Raw genomic sequence first — 25,268 nt, 5'->3', positions numbered from 1 at the left:
ACGGCTACCCCGTGGCGGCTGCCCAGTGGCAAGGTGATCGCCCCTGTGACTTACGAGCCTAGGAGAGGTCACTTTCGGACGCTACGTGGTCTGTGAGCGCGAACACACGGTCGTGCGCGTGATCGTCTCGTAACATTGCCGCATGTCTTCGACCGAGCCGCCGGAAGCCCGCATCGTCGCGGCGGTCCCGCCCGCGAGGTCCGTGCGGGTCGGAGCGGGCGAGAAGCTGCGGACCGCCTCCCTTCCGGGGCTCACGATGACCGTGCGCTGCCGTCCGCCGTCCGCCTCCGGACTGCCGCCCGCGCTCTTCGTCCACGGCCTCGGCGGCTCCTCGCAGAACTGGTCGGCGCTGATGGAGCTGCTCGCCGACCGGGTGGAGGGCGAGGCGCTCGACCTCCCCGGCTTCGGCGACTCCCCGCCGCCGGACGACGGCGACTACTCCATCACCGGCCATGCCCGCGCCGTGATCCGCTACCTCGACGCGCGGGCCCGCGGGCCCGTCCATCTGGTCGGCAATTCGATGGGCGGCTCGATCAGCACGCGCGTCGCGGCGGTGCGGCCCGATCTGGTGCGCACCCTCACGCTCGTCTCGCCCGCGCTGCCCGAGCTGCGCCCGCAGCGCAGCGCGGTGCCGACCGGTCTGCTCGCGGTGCCCGGGGTGACCCGGCTGTTCACCCGCATGACCAGGGACTGGGACGCGGAGCGGCGCACCCGCGAGGTGATGCTGCTCACCTTCGGCAATCCGTCCCTGGTCAGCCAGGAGGACTTCGCCTACGCGGTCGAGGAGTTCGAGCGCCGGCTCGCCCTCCCGTACTTCTGGGACGCGCTCAGTCGCTCGGCACGCGGTGTCGTCGACTCCTACACCCTGGGCGGTCAGCACTCCCTGTGGCGTCAGGCCGAGCGGGTGCTCGCCCCGACGCTGCTCGTCTACGGCGGCCGGGACCAGCTGGTGTCCTTCAGGATGGCGCGGCGGGCGAACGCAACCTTCCGCGACTCGCGCCTGTTGACACTGTTGGACGCCGGGCACGTCGCGATGATGGAGTATCCGGAAACAGTGGCGCGCGGGATGCGCGAGCTGCTCGATGACGTTGACGAACGAGATGACCGGGAGAGCCGGGAGGCGCGGGGGGCCGCACCGGTGTCCGGCGTGGACGGGAGCGGTGCGGCGCGTGGGTAAACACAGCGCACGTGGCAGCCAGGAGGGCCGGGATCGCCGGTCCGTCGCGGCGGGCTCCGGTCAAGGGCACGGCCCGGGCCCCGAGTTCGTCGAGCACATCGCACCCGGCGCGCCCCCCATGGCCGACGAGGACGGACCGGGTACGGGGCGCCGTCGGCGCGGCGTACCGGGGCCGGGAGCCCCGGACCCCGGAGTGACACCGCCGCAGGGCGTGCCCAGACTGCCGTACGGAGCGGGCGGGCCCGCGGCGCGCACCAGAGGCGGCCACCCCGAGCAGCGCGAGGCGGGCGGCGGCTGGGGCGCGGTCGGCGGCCGCGGCGCCGGTTCCGGCGGGCCCAGAGGCCCCGTGGGGCCCGGGGGTCCGGGCGGTCCGCGGCCCCCTTACGGCATGCGCACCATGAACCCGCCGCAGCGCCCGACCACGGGCGGCACGGGCGGCGCGGCCGGTCTGATGCCCGGTCCGCGCAAGGAGTACATCGAGGCGTTCGACACCTTCGACGCCCTGGACTGCGACGGCGATGACGTGTTCGCCGCGGGGGCGCCGGGCGGAGTCCCCCCGCAGCGCCGTACGCGGACGGCGGCCGCCCCCTCCGGCGGGATCGGCGGCGGCTCGGGCGGCGACGGCGGCGGTGGGCCGGACGACGACGGGAGTGAGCCCTCGGGCAAGGGAGCGCGCGGTGCGGCCAAGGGCGGTAAGGGGCGCACGTTCACCGGGGTCGCCGCCGCGGCCGTGACCACCGTGCTGGCCGTCGTGGTGGCCGGACAGGTCGCGAGCGGACCGCAGAGCGGCGGTAAGACGCAGTCCCGGGGCGGCTCGGAGAGCGGTGGCGACACCGCGTCCCGCGCCGACGACGGCCGCGCGCCGGCCCGCCCGGCGGGCTCCCCGGCGCCCGTCACCTACGACGCGAAGATGGCGGCCCTGTATCCGCTCGACGCCAAGCTGCGCGGATCCGGCGCCTTCCGGACCGTCGGCGGGCACGACAAGGCTCCTGGCCGGGGCCAGCTGCTGCGCTATCGCGTCGATGTGGAGAGGGACCTGCCGCTCGACGGCGAGCTGTTCGCGGAGGCCGTGCACAAGACGCTCAACGACGACCGCAGTTGGGGCCACGGCGGCGTTCGCACCTTCGAGCGGGTCTCGTCCGGGCATGCGGACTTCGTCATCACGCTCGCGAGCCCCGGGACCACGGCGACGTGGTGCGCCAAGTCCGGCCTCGACACCACCGAGGACAACGTCTCCTGCGACTCGGCGTCGACCGAGCGCGTCATGATCAACGCCTATCGGTGGGCACAGGGCGCCAAGACCTTCGGCGACGACAAGATGCACTCGTACCGTCAGATGCTCATCAACCACGAGGTCGGCCACCGTCTCGGCCACAACCACGAGATCTGCTCCCAACAGGGCGCGCTCGCGCCGGTGATGATGCAGCAGACCAAGTTCCTGTCGACGGACGGCGCCACCTGCCGCCCCAACGCCTGGCCGTTTCCGAAGGGCTGACGGCCGCGCTCCGGCCCGTATAGCGCCTCGCAACGCCTGAATTCCCGATAGGTCACGTGCGTTCACCCCTTCCGGTGGTGCCACGGACAACCGTCCGTCGCACCATGGCCCTGCGCGCATAACGTGCTCCCGCTGCCTGACGGCGGCCGCCGCCGGTGACGGCGGCAGGAGCAACGGCCCGTTTGGGAGATCGGGGGTGCGCCCATGCGCGTGGGACTGCTTACGGAGGGTGGGTATCCGTATGCGACGGGTGATGCCCGGGTGTGGTGCGACCGGCTGGTGCGCGGGCTCGCCCAGCATGAGTTCGAGGTGTACGCGCTCGGTCGCGACCCCGGCCAGGAGGCCGGCGGCTGGGGCGATCTGCCGCGCAACGTCGGCTGGGTGCGCACCGCGCCGCTGTGGGGGGAGCCGGAGCGCCGGGCGGGCGGGCGGGGCGGCCGGCGGCAGCGGCGGCGGTTCGCCGAGCACTTCGGGGAGCTGGCCGAGGCGATCAGCGCGCCTTACGGTTCCGGCGCGCCCCATGGCTCCGGCGCGCCCGGACGCACCACGGTCCAGGCGGACCGTTTCGCCAATGCTCTCCACGGCCTCGCCGATCTGGCGGGGGAGTACGGCGGGCTGTCCGCCGCGCTCCGCTCCGAGGACGCCGTAAGGACGCTGGAGCGGGCGTGCCGCACCCTGGGCGCGCCGCACGGCGCCCAGCGGGCGCGGGTCGCCGATCTGCTGACCGTCACCGAGGCGCTGGAGCGCGCCCTGCGCCCGCTGTCGCTCGACTGGTACGGCGACGGGGCCGGCGGCGACCCGGGGCTGTCCGGGGTGGATCTGTGCCACGCCGCCACCGGTGGCGCGGCCGTGCTCCCCGGACTGCTGGCCAAGCGCCGCTTCGGCACCCCGCTGCTGCTCACCGAGTACGGCGTACGGCTGCGCGAGTGCTATCTGGCGGGCGCGGCCGGCGCGGCGGGCGGGCGGCCGCTCCCCGGGCCGGTACGGACCCTGCTGGCCGCGTTCCACGGCCTGCTGGCCGCCGAGGCGTACGCCCGCGCGGATCTGATCACCCCCGGCAACACCCATACGCGCCGCTGGCAGGAGCGGTGCGGCGCCGAGCGGGAGCGGCTGCGCACCGTCTACCCGGGCATGGACGCCGCCCGCTTCGCCGAGGTCGGCGAGCGGGGCGCGGCCCAGCCCGGCGACGACCGGACACTGGTGTGGGTGGGCCGGATCGAGCCCCCCAAGGACGTCATCGCCCTGCTGCACGCCTTTGCCGAGGTGCGCAGGTGGCAGCCGGACGCACGGCTGAGGATCATCGAGACCCGGCGTGGTGAGGACCCGGAGGCCGACGGCTATCCGGCCCACTGCCGGGCGCTGGCCGACCATCTCTTCCCCGACGAGGCCGCGGACGCCCACTCCACCGGTGACAACCCGGTCTCCTTCGAGCGGCTCGGCGACCCCGAGGTGCCGGCCCTGGCCGACGCCTATGGGGCGGGCGGCGTCGTGGTGCTGTCCAGCGTGGTCGAGGGCTTTCCGGTCGGGCTGGTCGAGGCGATGTTCTGCGGACGGGCCACGGTGTCCACGGATGTGGGCGCGGTGTGCGAGGTCATCGGCGGCACCGGACTCGTGGTGCCCCCGCGCAACCCCCGGGCGCTCGCGGACGCGTGCCTGGCGTTGCTGAGCGACGCCGAGCGCTGTGCGCGCCTGGGCGCCGCCGCGCGCGCCCGTGCGCTGGAGCTGTTCACCGTCGAGCAGAACGTCGCGGCCTTCCGCGGGATCTATCTGGAGCTGATGTCGCACTGCCCGGTGCGGCGCGAGGAGGTCGGTGCGGGCGGCGGGCCGCTGCCGTTCGCCCGCCCCGCCGAGGCCCATGTGCCGGGGCGCTGGACCGCGGGCCGCGACGGCGACGGCTTCGGCCACTGGCTGCCCGGCCCGGCCGCCGCCCGCCCCGCCCCGGAGCACACCCCCACCTGGGCCAGCCCACCGGCGCCCGAGCCGCTGGGCGTGGGCCCGCGGCCGTCCGAGGAGGGCGCATGACCACGCCTCCCCGGTGGAACGGCCCGTTCGACCCGGCCTCCTCCGATTCCGATCGCGGCCCCGGCGCCCTGTCCGGCGCCCTTTCCGGGGCCCGGGTGCCGGTGTCCCGGCGGCCGGACGAGGCGTCTCCGCGCACCGGCGCCGGGAAGGGCCGTCGGGGGCCCGCCGATCCGGTGCGGGCGCTGATGCACCGGCACCACGACCTGTGCGCCCGCGCGGTCGATCCGCTGGAGATCGCCGCCGGGCTGGAGGCCCACGGTGTGACGGACCGCACCGCCGCGCGCTTCCGGCACCGCGATGTCTTCTCGCTCGCCGAGGAGCTGTACGCCCGGGTGGAGCGCGCCGAGGAGCCCGAGCCCCCGGCCGCCCCCGCGCCGGGGCGCGCGCTGGGCGTGCGCATGGTTCTCGGGGCGCTGTGGCTGCTGCCGGGCGCCCTGTGCGTGGCGACCGCCTTCGCCGTGCTCCATGTCGATGCCGTCGGTAACGCCGGTAACGTCGGTAAGGACGCCACCATCGGCCTCGCCGTGGGCGCGGGCGGCGCCTTCCTGACGGTCATCGCCCTGTGGCTGTGCCTGCGCCGCGGCCCCCTGAGCGTCCATGGGAGCGGACGCGGCGGCCGTATCGCGCACGCCCTGTGCACGTGCTGGCTGCTCGGCTACGCCGCCGCCGGGGACTGGCTGCTCACCGGGCTCCTGGACGGACGCTCTCCCTACGAAGCGGCGCCTGCGGCCGAGGCCGCCGTCCTCGTCGCCCTGGCCGTCGCGCCCGCCGCGTGGTGCGCCCGCTGGTTCGCCGTAAGGGCGCGCCGCAGGCTGGCGGCCGGCCGTGGCCTCGATGAGTTCGCGGCGGGGGTGCGCCCGCTGTTCGCGGGCGTGGTGACGGCCTACCTGTGCGGTCTTGCGGCCCTGGTGCCCGCCGCCCGGCTCACGGTGCCCGGATCGCCTCCCGCCGCCGCGCCCCTGTCGACGGCCGAGGCGGCCGTCGTGGCGCTCTGCGGGCTGCTGCTCCTCGCCCGGCTGCTCGCCGTCCACGGCTTCCACCGGGCCGCGCTCAGCGGTGTCGCCGTGGCCTGCGCGGTCCAGGCCGCGGCCCTGGCGATGGCCGCGGCCGCCCGGCTGCCGGGCGCCGCGCCGCTCGGCGCGCCCGTGGCACGGCTGACCGCCGCCCAGGGCTCGGCCGCCGTCCCGGTGGCCGCCTGTGGCGCCGCGGCGCTCGCGCTGCTGATCCACGCGTTCGGCGTCCTGTGCCGGGCCTCCGCCCATGGCGCCCCCGGTGCGCGCACCCCTCGCACCGCCAGTGCCACCCGTATCACCCGCACCGCTGCGAACCGCGCCCCGTAAGGCGCCCACCGAACCCGCCACCCCCCGTCCCTTCCCTTCCAATCCCCTCAATGAGTCCGAGGAGCAACCACATGAGCTGCGACATGACCGATCAGCGCGCCGGTACGGGGAGGCGCGGCCGATGAGAGTCCTGTTGCTCGGATCCGGCGGATTTCTCGGCCGCTATGTCGCCGAACACCTGCTCGCCGACCCCGCCGTCCAGCTCACCGCGCTCGGCCGCGGCGACGACGCGGATGTGCGGTTCGACCTCTCCAACGGCAGCCCCGGCGCGCTGACCCGCTTCCTCAACGCGGTCCACCCCGGCGTCGTGATCAACTGCGCCGGGGCGACCCGTGGCGGGGCGCGCGAGCTCACCCGGCACAACACCGTCGCCGTGGCGACCGTCTGCGAGTCGCTGCGCCGCAGCGGCTGCGGCGCCCGCCTCGTCCAGATCGGCTGCTCCTCCGAGTACGGGCCCTCGCAGCCCGGCTCGTCGACCGCAGAGGACGCCGTGCCGCGCCCCGGCGGCCCGTACGGCGTGAGCAAGCTCGCCGCGACCGAGCTGGTGCTGGGCTCCGGTCTTGACGCGGTGGTGCTGCGGGTCTTCTCGCCCGTGGGGCCCGGCACTCCGGCCGGTTCGCCGCTGGGGCGGCTCGCGGAGGCGATGCGGCGCGCGATGCAGTCCGGGGAGAGCGAGCTCAAGCTGAGCGGCCTCGGGGTGCAGCGCGACTTCGTGGACGTACGGGACGTGGCACGGGCGGTCCACGCGGCCTCGCTGTCGGCCGCGCAGGGCGTGGTCAACATCGGCAGCGGCCGCGCCGTACGGCTCCGCGAGGCGGCCTCCGTGCTCGCCAGGGTCGCGGGCTTCGGCGGCGCCCTGCACGAGATCGACGGCCCGCCGGGGCGCGGGGGACCGCATCACGTCGCGGCCGCCGGCGTGCATGTCCCGGCGCCCGCCCACCCCCATGGCGCGGCCCACGGCCACGCCACCGCCCACGGCCATGCGCCCGCCCACCCCCAGGCGGCCGGCGAGCACGGCGGCGGCCCGGGAGGCGCGGGCAGCGCGATCACCTACCCCTATCCGGACGGCTGCGGCAGCTGGCAGCAGGCCGATGTGCGCACCGCCCGCGACCGGCTCGGCTGGCGCTCCAGGATTCCGCTGGAGGAGTCGCTCGCCGACATCTGGATGGAGGCGGCATGTCGCATCTGATCCCCGCGGACCGTTCGCACGAGGTCCCGGCCACCGCCGCCCGGCTGGGCTTCGGGGTGCCCGGCTACGCCCACCCCCTGGTCGCGCCCACCGAGTGGGCCGAGCTGAGCCGCCCCGGCGCGCCCCTGCACTGGGCGGTCCTCAATGTCGCGCGCGGCCCCGGCTCGCGCAGGGATCCGCACTGCCTTACGGCGGCCGCGAAGCTGCGCGCCATGGGCGTACGGGTGCTGGGCCATCTCGACCTGCGCTGCGGCACCCGCCCCTTCGGCGAGGTGATCAGTGACGCGAGCCACTTCCTGGAGTGGTACCAGGTGGACGGCTTCTGTCTGGAGCGCTGCCCGGTGGACCGCCCCGGTCTGCCGGAGGTCCGCCGTACGGCGGCCACGCTGCGGGCCATGCTGGGCGGGGCCCATCTGGTGCTCGGCCAGGGCATCCACCCGCATGAGGGCTATATGGAGCTCGCCGATCAGCTCGTGACGTTCCGGGGCGCCTGGGCCGACTACCGTTGGTCCCAGGTGGCCGAGTGGACGGCGGGGTATCCGCCCGAACGGTTCTGCCACCAGGTGCACGGCGTCCCCCGCCGCCATCTGGAGGAGGCGCTGAGGATCGCACGCTGGCAGGGCGCGGGCACGGTCTACTTCACCGACCGTACGGCCCATCCGGAGGGCCGGACCTGCGCCGATGCCCCCTGGAAGGCCCTGCCCGGCTACTGGGACGAAATCGTCTCGCGACTCGGACCACGTGTCATGGAATGAGATGGGGCGTGGCAGTGTTACGAGAAGAAAACCTCCCCGCTCACGCGGGGGTGAACCGTCTGCTCCCTCCCCTTACGGAGTCCCCGTGTCGCTGCCACCCCTGGTCGAGCCGGCTCCCGAGCTCACCGTCGACGAGGTCCGAAGGTACTCGCGCCATCTGATCATCCCCGATGTCGGGATGGACGGGCAGAAGCGGCTGAAGAACGCCAAGGTGCTCTGTGTGGGCGCGGGCGGCCTCGGCTCCCCGGCCCTGATGTACCTCGCCGCGGCCGGCGTGGGCACTCTCGGCATCGTGGAGTTCGACGAGGTCGACGAGTCCAACTTGCAGCGCCAGATCATCCACAGCCAGGCGGACATCGGCCGCCCCAAGGCGGAGTCCGCGCGGGACTCGGTGCTCGGCATCAACCCGTACGTCAATGTCGTGCTGCACGAGGGCCGCCTCGAGGCGGACAACGTGATGGAGATCTTCTCCCAGTACGACCTGATCGTCGACGGCACCGACAACTTCGCCACCCGCTATCTGGTCAACGACGCGTGCGTGCTGCTGAACAAGCCGTACGTCTGGGGTTCGATCTACCGCTTCGACGGCCAGGCGTCGGTTTTCTGGTCCGAGCACGGCCCCTGCTACCGCTGCCTGTACCCGGAGCCCCCGCCGCCCGGCATGGTCCCGTCCTGCGCCGAGGGCGGCGTGCTGGGCGTGCTGTGCGCCTCCATCGGCTCCATCCAGGTCACCGAGGCCATCAAGGTACTCACCGGCACCGGGGACCCGCTGGTCGGCCGTCTGATGATCTACGACGCCCTGGAGATGACCTACCGCCAGGTCAAGGTCCGCAAGGACCCGAACTGCGCGGTCTGCGGTCCGAACCCGACCGTCACCGAGCTGATCGACTACGAGGCGTTCTGCGGTGTGGTGTCGGAGGAGGCCCAGGAGGCGGCGGCCGGTTCGACGATCACTCCCAAGCAGCTCAAGGAGTGGATCGACGACGGCGAGAACATCGACATCATCGATGTCCGAGAGCCGAACGAGTACGAGATCGTCTCGATCCCCGGCGCCCGGCTGATCCCGAAGAACGAGTTCCTGATGGGCGGCGCCCTCCAGGACCTTCCGCAGGACAAGAAGATCGTCTTGCATTGCAAGACGGGTGTCCGGTCGGCGGAAGTCCTGGCCGTGCTGAAGTCCGCGGGCTTCGCCGACGCCGTCCATGTGGGCGGTGGCGTGCTCGGCTGGGTCAACCAGATCGAGCCCGACAAGCCGGTCTACTGATCTCCTGACGCATCGCGCACAAGGGGGCCGGATCGCCGCGCCGACGGCGATCCGGCCCCCTTCGTGCCTGCGGTAAGGGCTGTAAGGGCCGTAAGGGCTTCACCCGCAGGTCGTACCGCTCGCGGGCACCTTTCCGTCCAGCAGATAGGCGTTCACGGCCTTGGTCATACAGGCGTTGCCGCTGTTGTACGCGCCATGGCCCTGCCCCTTGTAGGTGACCTCGACGCCCACGCCCTTGCCCAGCTCCTGGACCATCTTCCGGGCCCCCTCGTACGGTGTGGCCGGGTCGCCGGTGTTGCCGACCACGAGGATCGGCGCCGAGCCCTCGGCGCTGACGTCCGGGGTGTCCGTGGTGCCGTCCACCGGCCAGCCGGTGCAGCCGAGCATGCCCCAGGCCAGATACTCGCCGAAGACCGGTGACGCCTTGCGGAACCGCGGCAGCTGGGCCTTCACATCGGTCACGGTGTAACGCTGCCTGTCGTCCACGCAGTTGATGGCGGCATTGGCGGCGTTGATGTTGCTGTAGTGGCCGTCCTCGTCGCGGCCGGACATCGAATCGGCCATCGCGAGCAGCATATTGCCCTCCTCGAGCTGCATGGCCTCCTGGAGCCCGAGCGTCAGGTACTTCCAGCTCTCCTTGTCGTAGAGCGCTGCGGCGATACCGCCCAGCGCCGCGTCCTGGGTGAGCTTCCGGCCGCTCTCGGTGGACAGCGGCTTCTTGTCGAGCTTCTTCAGAAGGGCGACGATCCGGTCGGTGCCCGCCGCCGGGTCGTCACCGGTCGGACAGGCGGAACCCTTCTTGGCGCAGTCCTTCAGATAGTTGTCGAGCGCCAGCTGGAACCCCTTCGCCTGGCCGTAGGAGCCCCGCTCGGGGTCCTCGGTGGGGTCGACCACGGCGTCCAGGACCGCGCGGCCCACGTTCTTCGGATACAGATGGGCGTAGACGCCGCCGAGTTCGGTGCCGTAGGAGATACCGAAGTACGACAGCTTGTCGTCGCCGAGCACCTCCCGCATGAGGTCCATGTCACGCGCGGCGCTCACGGTGTCCACATGGGCGAGCACCTTGCCCGAACGCTTCTCGCAGCCCTTGATGAACTCCCGGGCGTCCGCCATCGCGGCCTTGACCTCGGCGTCGTCGTCCGGAGTGCCGTCGATGGAGTCCGAGGCGTCGATCTCCTTGTCGCTCTGGCAGGTCACCCCGGCGCTCTCCCCGACCCCGCGCGGATCGAAGCTCACCAGGTCATAGCGGGAGCGCAAGGTGTCGTAGGCGTCGGCGAAACCGGGCAGTGAGGAGACACCGGAGCCGCCGGGCCCGCCGAAGTTGAAGATGAGCGAGCCGATGCGCTTGCCCGGCCCGTCGGCCTTGGCGCGGATCATGGCCAGATCGATCGTCTCGCCCTTGGGCTTCGAGTAGTCCAGCGGGGCCTTGAGAGTGGCGCACTCCCACTGGCTTCCGGGCTTCTCGCCGGTGCCCTGGATCGCGGTCGGGGCGGAGCAGGACGACCAGTCCAGCTTCTGCCCGGTGAGCGAGGTGGGCAGGCCGGAGCCGGAGGGCGCGGCCGGGGCCGACGCCGTGGGCTCGGACGACGCCTTGCCCTGTTCGTTTCCCCCGTCGTCGTTGCAGCCCGCGACGGTGATGAGGGTGACCATGGCGGTCACGGAGACCAGCGCCCTGGTCCGTATGGTGCGTGTGGAACTCGGCATATCCGGAGATCCTATGAGGAGGCGGGGACAGAATCGCCTGTGGTCCTTCTCAAAGCCGTCACGATTCGTGCGGCCGGCCGGGGCGCGGCGGGTCCGGGCACGGGCTCGGACTAGGTGCAGACCTTGCCCTTCGGCGGCACCTTCCCCCGGAGCAGATAGGCGTTGACGGTGTTTCGGACGCATGCGTTGCCGCTGTCGTACGCCCCATGGCCCTCGCCCTTGTAGGTGAGCTCCACCCCGACCCCGGGGCCCAGCTCCTTCGCCATCCGCCCCGCGCCCTCGTACGGGGTGGCCGGGTCACCGATGTTGCCGACGATCAGGATCGGGGCCGAGCCCTTGGCGCTGACGTCCGGTGTGGTCCAGGCGCCGCGGACCGGCCAGTCGGTGCACTGGGTCAGGCCCCACGCCATCATGTCGCCGAAGACGGGGGAGACCTTACGGAAGGTGGGCAGCTTCCGCTCGATGTCCGCGACCGTATAGCGCTGCTTGAAGTCGGCACAGGTGATGGCGGCAAGGGCGGACTGGAGGGTGCTGTAGCGGCCGTCCGGGCCGCGTCCGTTCATCGCGTCGCCCAGGGCCAGCAGGATTCTGCCGTCGCCCTGCTGGGCGGCGGCGATCCCCTGGGTGAGGTACTGCCAGTAGTCCCGGGAGTACAGGGACTGCGCGATGCCGCCGTCGGCCAGGGACTCGGTCAGCTTCCGGCCGCCGTAGCCGCGCACCGGATGGCTGTCGAGCCGCTTCAGCAGCGAGCGGATCCGGTTCTGGGTGGGGCAGCTGTAGACGGCGCTGCCCCTGCATGCCTTCATATAGTCGTCGAGGGCGCGCTGGAACCCCTTGGCCTGGCCGAGCGCGCCCTGCTCGGGCGTCTGCATGGGGTCCACGACCCCGTCGAAGAGGGCGCGGCCCACGTTCTTCGGATACAGATGGGCGTAGACGCCGCCGAGTTCGGTGCCGTAGGAGACGCCGAAGTAGTGCATCTTCTGGTCGCCGAGGACGCGCCGCATGAGGTCCATGTCACGGGCCGCGTTGGTGGTGCCGACGTACGGCAGGATCGTGCCGGAGTTCTTCTCACATCCGGCGGCGTAGGTCTTGACCCGGCGGACCAGGCTCTTCACCTCGGCTTTGTCGTCCGGGGAGGAGTCGGCGGCGTAGTAGGCGTCGAGCTGCCGGTCCCCGAGGCAGCGCACCCCGCTGCTGCGGCCGACCCCGCGCGGGTCGAAGCTGACCAGGTCGTAGCGGGTGCGCAGTTGCTTGTAGCTGCTGGCGAGGGCCGGGAGGGTGGCCACGCCGGAGCCGCCGGGTCCGCCGAAGTTGAAGATGAGCGAGCCGATGCGCTTGCCGGGCCCGGTGGCCTTGGCGCGGATCATGGCGATGCCGATGGTCCGGCCGTGCGGTTTGCGGTAGTCCAGCGGCGCCTGGAGCGTCGCGCACTCCCACTCCCGGCCCGGGGCCTTGGTGGCGCCCGCGTCCTGGCTCGAGGAGGGGGCGGGGCAGGCGGACCAGTCCAGCTTCTGATGGGCCGAGGTGTCCGGCCGTCCGCCGTCGCCACCGCATCCGGCGGCCAGGGCGGCCAGCAGCAGGGCGGCGGACAGCGCGCCGATGCGCAGAGGTCGGGACACGGCGACTCTCCCATGGGTGGGGGTACCGCCATCGTGAGGGCCACGGGCGCCCCACGCGCGCACAGCGGGGGCGTACGGGTGAGGGGGTGCCCCGGGGAGCCGGTGTCCGCGAGAGGGCTCCAGCGGGGCCGTCACGGCCCTTGCGGCGCCTCTTCGAGGGCGATGCCCCTTTGACCGGGAGCCCCGGCGCTTTTCGCGGGCGGGCCCTACAACGCCCCTTTGCGGGTGAGGTGGGTGAAGGCCACCCAGCCGGGCAGCACCGGCAGCCAGAAGACCATCAGCCGGAAGAGCAGCACCGCGGGCGCCGCGGTCTCGTACGGCAGCCCGGCCAAGGTCAGACCCGCGATCAGGGCGGCCTCGACCGCGCCCACACCGCCGGGGGTGGGCGCCGCGGACCCCAGGGCGTTGCCCGCGAGGAAGACGACGGCGATGCTCGCGTAGCTCAGCTCACCGCCGAACGCCCGGATCGCGGAGTCCAGGCACATCACGTTGGCGGCCGTCAGCAGCAGGGCGCCGCCGATGCCGGTGAGCAGCTTCTTGGGGCGCTGGAGCACATCCAGCATGCGCGGGACGACGCCCGCGAACAGCGACCGCACCCGGGTGGACACGAACTTCCGCAGGACGGGGATGGCGGTCACCACCAGCACCAGGACGGCGGCCGTCAGCAGTCCGGCGATCACGGTCCGGGACGGCGAGAGCGCCGGGGTGCGCTCGGTGCCGGTGATGTAGCCGAAGGCCAGCAGGAGCACGATATGGCTGGCGAGCCCGAACAGCTGGGAGGCGCCCACGCTGGCCACCGCGAGCCCCGGCCGCACTCCCGCGCGCTGGAGGAAGCGGGCGTTGAGGGCCACGCCGCCGACCGCCGCGGGCGCCACCAGCTTCACGAACGAGGCGGCGACCTGCGCCAGCACCGCCCGCCCCAGGGGCACCTTCTCCGGGACGAAGCCGAGCAGGCTCAGCGCCGCCGCCAGATAGGTGAGCGCGGAGAAGACGAGCGCGAAGATGACCCAGATCCAGTTGGCCTCGCCGACCAGGGCGCCCAGCTTGAGATGGGTGAACTGGGACAGCAGGAAGTACGCGGCGAAGGCGCCCGCGCAGAAGCTGACCAGGGTGCGTGGCTTGATGCGCTCCAGCCGCTCGGGCTGTATCGGCGCCTGCGGCCTCACCAGCAGCACCTGCTGCCGGATCTGGGAGAGCAGATCCTCCTCGCGGGCGTCCTCCAGGGCCTCCTCGATGGCGCGCTTCTCCGCCTGCTTCTCGGCCTTGGTGGTCTTACGGTCGCTCGCGGCCGTCTCCGCGGCCCCGGCCTCCAGGGCCTCCTTCGCCTCGGCCTCCTTGGCCTTCTTGGCGGCGTGTGACGCCTCCAGGACGGCCTCCCGCTGGCGCTGGGCGCGCTCGCGCGCGAGCTGGCGCAGGATCGCGCGGGTGCCCCGGCCGAGCGCCAGGGGCTGGAGCAGCGGAAGGCTGCCGGCGACCGCGTCCGGGCCGAGGACCTCCACCGCGGCGGCCACGGAGCGTTCGGCGCCCACGCGCAGCCCCAGGGTGGTGAGCAGCTGTGCGACGTCCATCCGCAGCACCACGTCACCGGCCGCGATCTCACCGCCGCGCAGATCGGTCAGCACGACCGTGCCGTTGCGGTCGACCAGCAGGGCGTCGCTGTCCAGCCGCCGGTGGGCGATGCGCCGCGACTGGAGCGCCTGCACCTGGTTCCAGGCCCCGGCCAGCAGCTCGTCGGTGATCGCTTCGTCCGGCAGGGCGTGCAGCGGGCGGCCGCCCACATGCTCGTAGACCAGCATCACGGCGTCCGGGCCCAGCTCGGAGGTGGCGATCAGCTTGGGCGCGTTGGCCCCGGCCGCGATGGCCGCGTAGGCGAGCAGTGCCTCCTGCTCCAGGGCCTGGCGCAGCGACTGGAAGCTGCGGGGCGGGGTGATCGTCCGCAGGGTCAGCCGCTGCCAGACGCCGTAGAAGAAGCCCTGGGCCTGCTGCTCCCGGTCGACCACGGTGACGTCCAGGGGTGGGCCGTCCTCCAGGGTGACCAGATAGCGGCGGCCCCGGTCGCTGTGGCCGCCGTGCTCGTCCTCGGGCTCCTCGGCGCGCATGGCGCTGACCGGGTTGAAGCCGACGCGGCGCAGCCCGGCGAGCAGGTGCTGGCCGGTGGGGCGCACATTGGGGGAGCCGACGGCGTAGAGCGTGCCGTAGGCCACCGCCCAGCCGATCAGCACCGTAAGGATGATCGAGAACGGTGTGGTGTAGCCGCCGACGAGCACCGCGAAGGCGTCGAGCAGCAGCACGCACCACATGGCCACCCGCCAGCGCGGGCGCCGGGCCATGCCGACGGCCGTCATATAGGCGATGACGGGGGCGAGATAGCCGTGCACGGGGTCGCTGAAGGTGCCGCCGGGCGCGGGCTGGGTGAGCGCCTCGCGGATCGAGCCGGGGGCGCTGTCGGCGACCCAGAGGTCCATGGCGAGGGAGACCCCATGGGCCAGCACCGCGGCCAGGACGCCGTCGGCGATCCGCAGCCCGTCCCGTTTGACCAGCCGCTCGAAGGCGAAGGCCACCGGCAGGACGAGGACGGCCACCCCGGCCGTGAGCCCCGCGAAGTCGATCAGCAGCGGAGGCGCCTGGTCGGCGCCGTGCCCGATGTCCTTCTCCAGACCCGCCGTGGTGCCGTGGGCGAAGGCGGCGATGGCCAGCACGACGGCCATGCCGAGGATTCCGAGCAGCATCCGCAGCAGATCGGAGGGGCGGTGGACGCGGGCGGGCAGCAGCGGCTCGTCCCCGGAGACCCGGTCCACATGGCCCTCCGGTCCGTCCGGCCCGCAGTCATCCCCTACGTCCGGCGCTTCGTGGCGGCCACCGGACGGTGCCGTGGAGTGCGGCAACGCCTTCGGGGTGCGGGCCTCCTCCTCCGGAGGCTGCGCACCCTGCTGCTTCGCCGTCTCTTCTTGATCTCGTATCACCAGTCACCGCCCGGAAGATGGTGGCATGCCCGGGCTGCGGAGGGGGGCATCAGGGTGCATTTCGGGGACGTGAACCCCGAATGGTACGCCGTGCTGAGGATTCCCGCACAATGCGTGATCGAACCGCGACCCGGCCCGGAACGGGCCCGCCGCCGGCGCTCGGGGGGCGCTCGGTGGGGCGCTTGGCGCGGGTGTCGGCGGGGTGCGGCAGGATGGGGCGGATGAGCCGGGAGAGCAGGGAGAACAGGGAGCCCGACCACGACGGGGATGGGGACGGGGACGGCTCCGGCGGGCTGCCCGAGTACGCCGAGCGGGTGCTGGAGGTGGCCGAGCTGATCCCCTCCGGCCGCGTGATGACCTACGGGGACGTCGCCGAATGGCTGGAGGAGGGCGGTCCGCGCCAGGTGGGGCGGGCGATGGCGCTCTACGGGGGCGCCGTGCCGTGGTGGCGGGTGGTGCGCGCGGACGGTGTGCTGCTGCCCGGCCATGAGCTGCGCGCCCTGGACCACTACCGCGAGGAGGGCACCCCGCTGCGCGAGGCGCCGCGGTCGGCCGAGGGCCATGTGCCGCGGATCGACATGGCCAGGGCGCGGTGGGACGGGGGCGGGGAGGACCACGGGCGGTAGCGGGACCCCGGCCGGTGGCCTGGCGGGGCCGCGGCGGCCGTGCCGGGGGACGGCGGCGGGTGTGCGGCCGGGCCGGGGCGCACGGTGCCGGGGCGTGATGGGCGCGTGGCCGTATGCGGGTGTGCGGCCGTGCCGGGGCGTGGTGGGCGCGGGGCGGTACGTGGGTGTGGCGGGTCCGCGGCCCGACCGGTATGCGAGGGGCCCGCGACCGTAACGGTGCGCGGGCCCATGGACGTACCGGCGGTATCCACAGCCATACGGGTGCGGCCCCGCATCGCATGAGAGGCTGTCCCGCACCCAGCCAACCCACCAGGACCGGCGATCCAACGTGAGCTCCTCCCCCTCGTCCCTTCCGCGGCAGCGGCAGGCGCGGCAGCCGTCCTCACGGCAGCTGACCCAGGGCGTCTACCGCCTGCTCCGTCATCGGCCGGAGCCAGGCGCCCTTCCTGTCCTGGACGCACGGCAGCGCGCTGTGGTTGAGCACCGGGGCGGACCTTTGCTGGTGCTCGCCGGGCCCGGTACGGGCAAGACGACGACGCTCGTGGAGGCGGTGGCCCGCCGGGTGCGCGAGGGCGCGGACCCCGAGCGGCTCCTGGTGCTCACCTTCAGCCGTAAGGCGGCCGTCGAACTGCGCGACCGCATGGCCGCGCGCCTGGGCGGCACGAGCGCCCCGCAGGCCACGACGTTCCACTCCTACTGCTACGCCCTGGTCCGCGCCCACCAGGACGTCGATCTGTTCGCCGATCCGCTGCGGCTGCTCTCCGGACCGGAGCAGGACGTCGTCGTCAGGGAGCTGCTCGCCGGTCAGGCAGAGCTGGCGAGCGAGGGCCGTACGTTCGTCCGCTGGCCCGACGATCTGCGCGCCTGCCTGACCACCCGGGGCTTCGCCGACGAGGTGCGCGCGGTGCTCGCCCGCAGCCGGGAGCTGGGCCTGGGCCCACGGTCGCTGGGGGAGTTCGCCCGGCGCACCGGGCGCCCCGACTGGGCCGCCGCGGCCGGCTTCCTCGCCGAGTACCTGGACGTCCTGGACGCCCAGGGGGTGCTGGACTACGCGGAGCTGGTGCACCGCGCGGTGCTGCTCGCCGGGCGGCCGGAGGTCGCGGCCGAGCTGGCGGGGCGGTACGACGCCGTCTTCGTCGACGAGTACCAGGACACCGACGTGGCCCAGGCCCGGCTGCTGCGGGCGGTCGCGGGCGGCGGCAGGACCCTGCTCGCCTTCGGCGACCCCGATCAGTCCATCTACGCCTTCCGCGGCGCCGACGTGGGCGGCATCCTCCGCTTCCGCGAGGACTTCCCGCGGGCGGACGGCCGGCCCGCCGGCATGGAGGTGCTCACCGTCTCCCGCCGCTCGGGGGCCGCCCTGCTCGCGGCCACCCGGCGGATCGCCGGCCGGATGCCGCTCACCCGGCTGCCCGCGCGAGCCGTAAGGGCGCATCGGGAGCTGGCGGCCGCCCGCGACGGCGGCCGCGTCGAGGCGTACACATACCCCACCGCGGGCGCCGAGCTGGACAATGTGGCCGACATCCTGCGCCGCGCCCATCTGGAGGACGGGGTGCCTTGGCGCGAGATGGCTGTCCTGGTGCGCGCCGGGGGGCGCTCGATCCCGGGTGTGCGCCGGGCGCTCACCTCGGCCGGAGTCCCCGTCGAGGTGGACGGCGATGACATCCCGCTGCGCCATGAACCCGCCGTGGCCCCCCTGCTGACGGCGCTGCGGGCCGCCGCCACGGCCGCGCTGCCGGACAGCGGCGGGCTGTCCGCGGTCCTCGGCGTCGAGACCGCCCTGACCCTGCTCGCCTCGCCCCTCGGCGGCATGGACGCCGCCGATCTGCGCCGCCTGGGCCGCGCGCTGCGCGAGGAGGAGCGGTCCGCGGGACGTGCGGTGCCGCGCCCCTCCGACGTCCTGCTCGCCGAGGCGCTCGCCGAGCCCGAGCGGCTGGCCGTCCACGACCCGGCGTACGCACGCGGCGCCCAGAACCTCGGGCGGCTGCTGCGCACGGCCCGGGAGGAGCTGGCCCGGGGCGGCACCGCGGAACAGGCGCTGTGGCAGCTGTGGGACGGCACCCCCTGGCCCGGCCGTCTGGAGCGGACCGCCCAGCGCGGCGGCACCGCAGGGCGCAACGCGGACCGCGACCTGGACGCGGTGTGCGCGCTGTTCGAGACCGCCGCCCGCGCGGAGGAGCGCACCGGCGGCCGTGGCGCCCTCAACTTCCTGGAGGAGATCGACGCCCAGGACATAGCGGCCGACACCCTCTCCCGCCGGATGGTCCGCCCCGACGCCGTACGGCTGATGACCGCCCACCGCTCCAAGGGGCTCGAATGGGCGCTGGTGGTCGTCGCGGGGGTGCAGGAGGGGCTGTGGCCCGATCTGCGGCGGCGCGGCTCGCTCCTGGAGGCCGACCGGATCGGCCGGGACGGGCTGGCCGAGCCGCTGCCGCCGGGCGCGCTGCTGGCCGAGGAGCGGCGGCTGTTCTATGTGGCGGCGACGCGCGCCAAGGAGCGGCTCGTGGTCACCGCCGTCAAGGCCGCCTCGGAGGACGGGGACCAGCCCTCCCGCTTCCTCACCGAACTGGGCGTCCCGCCCACCGATGTCACCCAGCGCCCGCGCCGCCCGCTGTCCGTCGCCGCGCTCGTCGCCGAGTTGCGCGCCACCACCGTCGACCCGGACGCCTCGGAGGCGCTGCGCGACGCCGCCGCGCGGCGGCTGGCCCGGCTCGCGGCGCTGCGCGACGAGGAGGGCCGCCCACTGGTTCCGGCCGCCCACCCCTACCGCTGGTGGGGGCTGTACGAGCCGACGCACAGCGAGGCCCCGCTGCGCGACCGGGACCGGCCCGTGGCGCTGTCCGGCAGCGCGCTCGACCAGCTCGTCAACACCTGCTCGCTCCAGTGGTTCCTGGGGCGCGAGGTGAAGGCGGACGCGCCCTCGACGGCCGCCCAGGGCTTCGGCAACGTGGTGCACGTCCTGGCCGACGAGGTCGCCTCCGGCCGTACCCCGGCCGATCTCGCCGTCCTCATGGAGCGCCTGGACTCCGTATGGGACGCGCTGGCCTTCGACGCCCCCTGGAAGTCACGGCAGGAGAAGGAGCAGGCACGGGCGGCCCTGGAGCGCTTTCTGCACTGGCATGTGATGGAGCGGGGCGGCCGCACCCCGGTCGCCACCGAGCACCCCTTCGACGTCACGCTCGAAGCCGACGCCTATAAGGTGCGCATCCGCGGCAGTATGGACCGCGTCGAGACGGATGACGACGGGCGTGCCTACGTGGTCGACTTCAAGACCGGCAAACAGGCCGTGACCCGCGGCGATGTCGAGCACCACCCTCAGCTGGCGGTCTATCAGCTGGCGGTGCGCGAGGGCGCCGTGGACGACCTGTTCGACGGCGGGCGCCCCGAGCCGGGCGGCGCGGAGCTCGTCCAGCTGCGGCAGGGCGCCGCCAAGAAGGACGGCGGCGACGACGTCCCCAAGGTCCAGGCCCAGGAGCCGCCGGACGGGGAGTGGGTGGGGCAGCTGCTCGCCACCGCGGCCGGGCGTGTCCTGGAGGAGCGGTTCACCCCGAGCACGGGCGACCACTGCGAGCGCTGCGCCTTCCGCGGCGCGTGCAGCGCCCGCGCGGAAGGGCGCCATGTGGTCGACTGACGCGATCGCGTACGCCGCCGGGGCCCGGCGGCGTATGGCTGACGCCTTCGCGCATCGGGCCGGGGCCCGTATGGCTGATGCCCGGGTGCACCAGGTCGAGGCCCGGCGGCGTCCGGCCGATGGCTTTGTGTATCAGGCCGGGATCCCGGGGCGGCCGTTGACCGGGGTGGCGGGGCATGTCGGTGGGCACCGATAGCCTCACTGGAGTGTCAGCCCGCATCACCGATCCCGAGGAGCTCAAGGAACTCCTCGGGATCCCGTTCACCCCGGAGCAGATGGCGTGCATCACCGCACGGCCCGCCCCGCAGGTGATCGTCGCCGGGGCGGGCTCCGGCAAGACCACGGTGATGGCCGCCCGCGTGGTCTGGCTGGTCGGCACCGGGCAGGTCGCGCCCGACCGGGTGCTCGGCCTCACCTTCACCAACAAGGCCGCCGGAGAGCTGGCGGAGCGCGTCCGTAAGGCCCTCGTCGCGGCGGGCATCGTGGACCCCGACCCGGATCCGGGCGCCACCGAGGAGGCCGCGGGCGAGCCCGCCATCTCCACGTACCACGCCTTCGCCGGACAGCTGCTCAAGGACCACGGGCTGCGCGTCGGCCTCGAGCCGAGCGCCCGGCTGCTCGCCGACGCCACCCGCTTCCAGCTCGCCGCGCGCGTCCTGCGCTCCGCCCCCGGCCCGTATCCGGCGCTCATCCGCCCCTTCTCCGACCTGGTCACCGATCTGCTCGCGCTCGACGCAGAACTCGCCGAGCACCTCGTCCCCGTGGGGCGGCTGCGCGCGTACGACACCGAGCTGCTGCGGACGCTGGAGGGGACGCGGCTGACCAGCGAGGCGCTGCGCAAGGTGCCCGAGGCCGCCCGCGCCCGCCAGGAGCTGCTGGGCCTGGTCGAGGCGTACCGCGAGGAGAAGCGCCGCCGCGATCTGCTCGACTTCGGCGACCAGATCGCCCATGCGGCCACCCTGGCGCTCGACCACCCGGAAGTCGGCCGGATCCTGCGCGAGCAGTTCGCGGTCGTCCTGCTCGACGAGTACCAGGACACCTCCGTCGCCCAGCGGCTGCTGCTGTCCGGTCTCTTCGGCGGCGGCACCGGACACCCCGTCACCGCCGTGGGCGACCCCTGCCAGGCCATCTACGGCTGGCGCGGCGCCTCCGTGGCCAACCTGGACGACTTCCCCGAGCACTTCCGGCACGCCGACGACAGCCCGGCGCGGCGCTTCGCGCTCAGCGAGAACCGGCGCAGCGGCGGCCGCCTCCTGGACCTCGCCAATGGGCTGGCCGCCCCGCTGCGCGCGATGCACGAGGGCGTCGAGGCGCTGCGCCCCGCGCCCGGCGCCGAGCGGGACGGAGCGGTGCGCTGTGCGCTGCTGCCCACCCACGCCGAGGAGCTGGCCTGGCTCGCCGACTCCATCGCCCACCTGGTACGCACCGGCACCCCGCCCGGTGAGATCGCGGTCCTGTGCCGTACGGCGGGTGACTTCGCGCAGATCCAGGGCGCCCTGGTGGAACGGGACGTTCCGGTGGAGGTGGTGGGCCTGTCGGGGCTGCTGCATCTGCCGGAGGTCGCCGATCTGGTGGCCGTCTGCGAGGTCCTCCATGACCCGGGCGCCAACGCCGCGCTGGTCCGTCTGCTCACCGGGCCGCGCTGGCGGATCGGCCCCCGCGACCTCGCGCTGCTCGGCCGCCGCGCCCGCATGCTGGTCTCCCACGGCGGGCCGGACGGGGCGGAGGACGATCCCGACCGACGGCTCGCCGAGGCCGTGGAGGGCACCGACCCCTCCGAGGTGATCTCCCTTGCCGACGCACTCGACACCTTCCTGGAGGCGGGCGGCGGCCCGGACGACGGGCTGCCCTTCTCCGCCGAGGCACGGGTCCGGTTCGCCCGTCTCGCGGCCGAACTCCGCGAACTGCGCCGCTCGCTGGCCGATCCGCTGATGGACGTGCTCCACCGGGTCCTGGCCACCACGGGCCTCGAGGTCGAGCTCTCCGCCTCACCGCACGCCCTGGCCGCGCGCCGCCGCGAGACGCTCGGCAACTTCCTGGACGTTGCGGCCGCCTTCGCGGGCCGGGACGGCGGCGCGGCCGTGGACGGCGAGGCCACCCTCCAGGGCTTCCTCGGCTTTCTGCGCACCGCCGCGCAGTACGAGAAGGGACTCGACAACGCACTCCCCGGCGGCGAGAACACGGTCAAGGTGCTCACCGCCCACAAGTCCAAGGGGCTGGAGTGGGACGTGGTGGCGGTGCCGGGGCTGGTCGCCAAGCAGTTCCCGAACGAGCAGTCCCGCGAGTCCTGGACGGCGAACGCGAAGGTCCTGCCCCATGAGCTGCGCGGGGACGCGCGAACCCTCCCGGACGTCACCGCCTGGGACAGCAAGGGGATCGCGGCCTTCAAGGACGCCATGAAGGGGCATCAGCGGACCGAGGAGCTGCGGCTGGGCTATGTGACCTTCACCCGGCCGCGCTCGCTGCTGCTGGGCTCGGGCCACTGGTGGGGCCCCACCCAGAAGCGGCCGCGCGGCCCGTCGGCCTTCCTGGACGCGCTGCGCGAGCACTGCGAGGCGGGGTACGGCGAGATCGAGGCATGGGCCGAGCCACCCGAGGAGGGCGCGGAGAACCCGGCCCTGCGGGAGTCGGCGGCCGACCGGGCCTGGCCGCTCCCGCTGGACCCGGCCGCGCTGGGCCACCGGCGCCGCGCCGCCGATGTGGTGCTGGCCCATCTGGCGCGCATCGAGACGGCGGGGGAGGGGCCGACGGCGCGTGACGAGGGGCGACCCCCGGCTGATGAGGACCCGTTCCCGATGCCCGTGGACGACTTGGAGCCGCCGGAGGAGCTTGAACCCCCGGAGGACCCGGAGGGCCCCGAGGACCCGGAGGGCCCCGAGGGCCTGGAGGGCCTGGAGGCGGAGGATCCGGAGTGGTCCGAGCCTCCGGAGGATCCTTACGAGGGCCCTTACGGAGACGCGGACGAGGGGCCGTACGGGGAAGGCGAGGCGGCCGGGGACCCGTACGACCCGTATGAGGACGTGGGCGAGGGCCCCTACGGTGACGCGCAGCGCCCCGATCCTCACGGCGCACCGGACCCCGGTGTGCCGGATATCACGTGGGAGCCGGACGAGGGCGAGATGGCGCCCGAGGAGGCCCGGCTGGTCGGCTCCTGGGACCGCGATCTGGACGCGCTCGCGGGGGAGCTGCGCCGGGCCCGCGAGACCGTGCACGAGGTGCTTCTGCCGGGGACGCTCACCGCCTCCCAACTGCTGCGCGTCGCCGCCGACCCGGACGGCTTCGCGCGGGAGCTGGCCCGCCCCATGCCCAGGCCGCCGCGCCCCGCCGCGCGGCGGGGCACCCGGTTCCACGCCTGGGTCGAATCGCGCTTCGAGGCGCTGCCGCTGCCCTTCCTCGGCCCGGACGAACTGCCGGGCGGCGAGGACGGCGAGGCGGAGATCGCCGACGAGCGGGATCTGGCCGCGCTCAAGGAGGCGTTCGCCCGCACGCCGTACGCCCGCCGCACCCCTTACCGCGTGGAGGTGCCGGTCCAGCTGACCCTGGCGGGACGCATGGTCCGCGGCCGGATCGACGCGGTGTACCGCGAGCCGGGAACGGGCCCCGACGGCGGCCCCCGCTACGAGATCGTCGACTGGAAGACCGGCCGTTCCCGGGACGCCGACCCGCTCCAGCTGGCCATCTACCGCCTCGCCTGGGCCGAACAGCACGGGCTGCCCCTGTCTGCCGTCACGGCGGCGTTCGTGTACGTGCGCAGCGGTGAGGTGGTCCGCCCCGCCGGGCTGCCCGGACGGGCCGGTCTCGAGCGCATCCTGCTCGGCGAGAACGGCGACGAGCCGGAGAACGCAGGCGGAAGCGGAACCGGAGACGGAGCTGGAGACGGAACCGGAGATGGAACCGGCGACGGAACCGGAGACGGAGTCGGCCTCGGCGACGCGGACGCGACCGGAAATGACCATATCGACGTCGGAACCGTCACCGAGAGCGAGCGCACATGAGCACCCCGGAGGCCCCCGCCCTCGCCCCCTCGCGGGCCGGATAGGCTCACATGCATGAGCAACACCCCGGACACGGACAACGCCGTCCGCGCCTATGTGGACGGCCATGGCGCCGCCTTTCTCGCCGAACTCTCCGAGTGGCTGCGCATCCCGTCCGTATCCGCCGACCCCGCCCGCACCGACGACGTCCGGCGCAGCGCCGAGTGGTTGAAGGACCACCTGGCCGCGACGGGCTTCCCGGTGACTGAGATATGGGACACACCGGGCGCTCCGGCCGTGTTCGCCGAATGGCCGTCCGGTGATCCCGACGCCCTTACGGTGCTCGTCTACGGTCACCACGACGTCCAGCCCGCCGCCCGTGAGGACGGCTGGCGCACCGACCCGTTCGAGCCCGTCATCGAGGACGGCAGGCTCCATGCCCGCGGCGCCGCCGACGACAAGGGGCAGGTCCTTTTCCACACCCTGGGGATACGGGCGCATCTCGCCGTCACCGGCCGCGGCGCGCCCGCGGTGAACCTCAAGCTGCTGATCGAGGGCGAGGAGGAGTCGGGCTCCCCGCACTTCCCCGAGCTGATCCGCTCGTACGCCGACCGACTGGTCTGCGACACCGTGATCGTCTCCGACACCGGGATGTGGTCGGAGGACACCCCGACCGTCTGCACCGGTATGCGGGGCCTCGTCGACTGCCAGATCGATCTCTACGGCCCCGGCCAGGACATCCACTCCGGCTCCTTCGGCGGCGCGGTCCCCAATCCGGCCACCGAGGCCGCCCGGCTGGCCGCCGCCCTGCACGACGCCGACCGTAAGGTGGCGATCCCGGGCTTCTACGACGGCGTCGTGGAGCTGACCGACCGTGAGCGCGAGCTCTTCGCCGAGCTGCCCTTCGACGAGGCAAGCTGGCTGCGGACCGCGCATTCGCGGGCCACGCTCGGCGAGGCGGGGTACTCCACCCTGGAGCGGATCTGGGCCCGTCCCACCGCCGAGGTCAATGGCATCGGCGGCGGCTACCAGGGGCCGGGCGGAAAGACCATCGTGCCCTCGGCCGCCCAGCTGAAGCTCTCCTTCCGGCTGGTGGCGGGCCAGGACGTGGAGAAGGTCCAGTCATCCGTGCGGGACTGGGTCGCCGCCCTGCTCCCGGCCGGTATCCGCCATGAGATCACTTATTGGGGCGCCACCCGCCCCTGTCTGACCCCGCTGGACCACCCCGCGCTCCAGTCGGTCGTCCGGGCCATGGAGCGCGCCTTCGACCAGAAGATCCGCTTCACCCGCGAGGGCGGATCGGGTCCCGCCGCCGATCTCCAGGACGTCCTCGGCGCTCCGGTGCTCTTCCTGGGCATCTCGGTGCCGTCCGACGGCTGGCACGCGCCCAACGAGAAGGTCGAGCTCGGCCTGCTCATGAAGGGTGCGGAGACAGCCGCCCATCTGTGGGCCGATCTCGCCGAGAATGGACGGGAATAGCTCGCTTATGTACGTAAACCGCCCGTTGCA

The 25,268-nt window shown here is 73.6% G+C and carries 14 protein-coding genes; 11 read left to right on the top strand and 3 right to left on the bottom strand.

Translation table 11 applies throughout. From position 1 onward, the window contains the following. The first annotated feature begins 142 nt into the window (after positions 1-142). From AB0E24_RS02275 to moeZ, 7 genes are all read left to right on the top strand, one after another. Positions 143-1,177, top strand: coding sequence for an alpha/beta fold hydrolase (locus tag AB0E24_RS02275; protein WP_079258920.1), 1,035 nt, complete (start codon positions 143-145; stop codon positions 1,175-1,177). Beyond that, the gene (locus AB0E24_RS02270; RefSeq protein WP_359374457.1) at positions 1,161-2,672 is read left to right on the top strand and encodes a DUF3152 domain-containing protein; all 1,512 of its coding nucleotides are present in this window, start codon (positions 1,161-1,163) and stop codon (positions 2,670-2,672) included. The genes AB0E24_RS02275 and AB0E24_RS02270 overlap by 17 nt, the downstream gene beginning before the upstream one ends. A 204-nt stretch (positions 2,673-2,876) precedes the next feature. Continuing rightward, the gene (locus tag AB0E24_RS02265; RefSeq protein WP_359374455.1) at positions 2,877-4,694 is read left to right on the top strand and encodes a DUF3492 domain-containing protein; all 1,818 of its coding nucleotides are present in this window, start codon (positions 2,877-2,879) and stop codon (positions 4,692-4,694) included. Next, positions 4,691-6,034: a hypothetical protein gene (locus AB0E24_RS02260; RefSeq protein ID WP_359374453.1), complete on the top strand. Its 1,344-nt coding sequence runs from the start codon at positions 4,691-4,693 to the stop codon at positions 6,032-6,034. Before AB0E24_RS02265 ends, AB0E24_RS02260 begins: the two co-directional genes overlap by 4 nt. A gap of 121 nt (positions 6,035-6,155) precedes the next feature. After that, the gene (locus AB0E24_RS02255; RefSeq protein WP_069864274.1) at positions 6,156-7,223 is read left to right on the top strand and encodes an SDR family oxidoreductase; all 1,068 of its coding nucleotides are present in this window, start codon (positions 6,156-6,158) and stop codon (positions 7,221-7,223) included. After that, positions 7,211-7,978, top strand: coding sequence for a spherulation-specific family 4 protein (locus AB0E24_RS02250; RefSeq protein WP_093699707.1), 768 nt, complete (start codon positions 7,211-7,213; stop codon positions 7,976-7,978). The genes AB0E24_RS02255 and AB0E24_RS02250 overlap by 13 nt, the downstream gene beginning before the upstream one ends. Positions 7,979-8,063: 85 nt before the next feature. Beyond that, positions 8,064-9,242 (top strand): adenylyltransferase/sulfurtransferase MoeZ, encoded by a 1,179-nt coding sequence (gene moeZ / locus AB0E24_RS02245; protein ID WP_069864271.1) that lies wholly within the window; start codon positions 8,064-8,066, stop codon positions 9,240-9,242. 99 nt (positions 9,243-9,341) lie between these two features. Here the strand turns inward: moeZ and AB0E24_RS02240 are convergent, their stop codons facing one another. From AB0E24_RS02240 to AB0E24_RS02230, 3 genes are all read right to left on the bottom strand, one after another. Then, positions 9,342-10,946: an alpha/beta hydrolase gene (locus AB0E24_RS02240; protein WP_359374451.1), complete on the bottom strand. Its 1,605-nt coding sequence runs from the start codon at positions 10,944-10,946 to the stop codon at positions 9,342-9,344. 110 nt (positions 10,947-11,056) lie between these two features. Continuing rightward, positions 11,057-12,565, bottom strand: a complete 1,509-nt coding sequence (locus tag AB0E24_RS02235; protein ID WP_359374449.1) for an alpha/beta hydrolase — start codon at positions 12,563-12,565, stop codon at positions 11,057-11,059. Positions 12,566-12,771: 206 nt separating this feature from the next. Next, entirely contained in the window at positions 12,772-15,528 is a 2,757-nt protein-coding gene (locus tag AB0E24_RS02230; RefSeq protein ID WP_359374447.1) for a lysylphosphatidylglycerol synthase transmembrane domain-containing protein, read from the bottom strand. A 221-nt stretch (positions 15,529-15,749) separates the two neighbouring features. On the opposite strand from AB0E24_RS02230, the gene AB0E24_RS02225 reads away from it, so the two are divergent. The 4 genes from AB0E24_RS02225 to AB0E24_RS02210 all read left to right on the top strand — a co-directional run bounded on the left by AB0E24_RS02225 (position 15,750) and on the right by AB0E24_RS02210 (position 25,238). Further along, on the top strand, positions 15,750-16,154 hold the full coding sequence (locus AB0E24_RS02225) for an MGMT family protein (RefSeq protein WP_099014904.1): 405 nt from the start codon (positions 15,750-15,752) through the stop codon (positions 16,152-16,154). Positions 16,155-16,545: 391 nt separating this feature from the next. After that, a complete protein-coding gene (locus AB0E24_RS02220) occupies positions 16,546-19,785 on the top strand; it encodes an ATP-dependent helicase (RefSeq protein ID WP_435865243.1) in 3,240 nt (1,079 codons plus the stop codon). Positions 19,786-19,991: 206 nt separating this feature from the next. Continuing rightward, entirely contained in the window at positions 19,992-23,780 is a 3,789-nt protein-coding gene (locus AB0E24_RS02215) for an ATP-dependent helicase (protein ID WP_359374444.1), read from the top strand. 54 nt (positions 23,781-23,834) lie between these two features. Then, positions 23,835-25,238, top strand: coding sequence for a M20/M25/M40 family metallo-hydrolase (locus AB0E24_RS02210; protein WP_069864260.1), 1,404 nt, complete (start codon positions 23,835-23,837; stop codon positions 25,236-25,238). The last annotated feature ends 30 nt before the right edge of the window (positions 25,239-25,268 follow it).

This window comes from Streptomyces malaysiensis subsp. malaysiensis, from assembly GCF_040653035.1.
GTDB classification, from domain to species: Bacteria; Actinomycetota; Actinomycetes; order Streptomycetales; family Streptomycetaceae; genus Streptomyces; species Streptomyces malaysiensis.
Note: the sequence above shows the minus strand (reverse complement) of the source record. Positions and strands in the feature narration are given on the sequence as shown.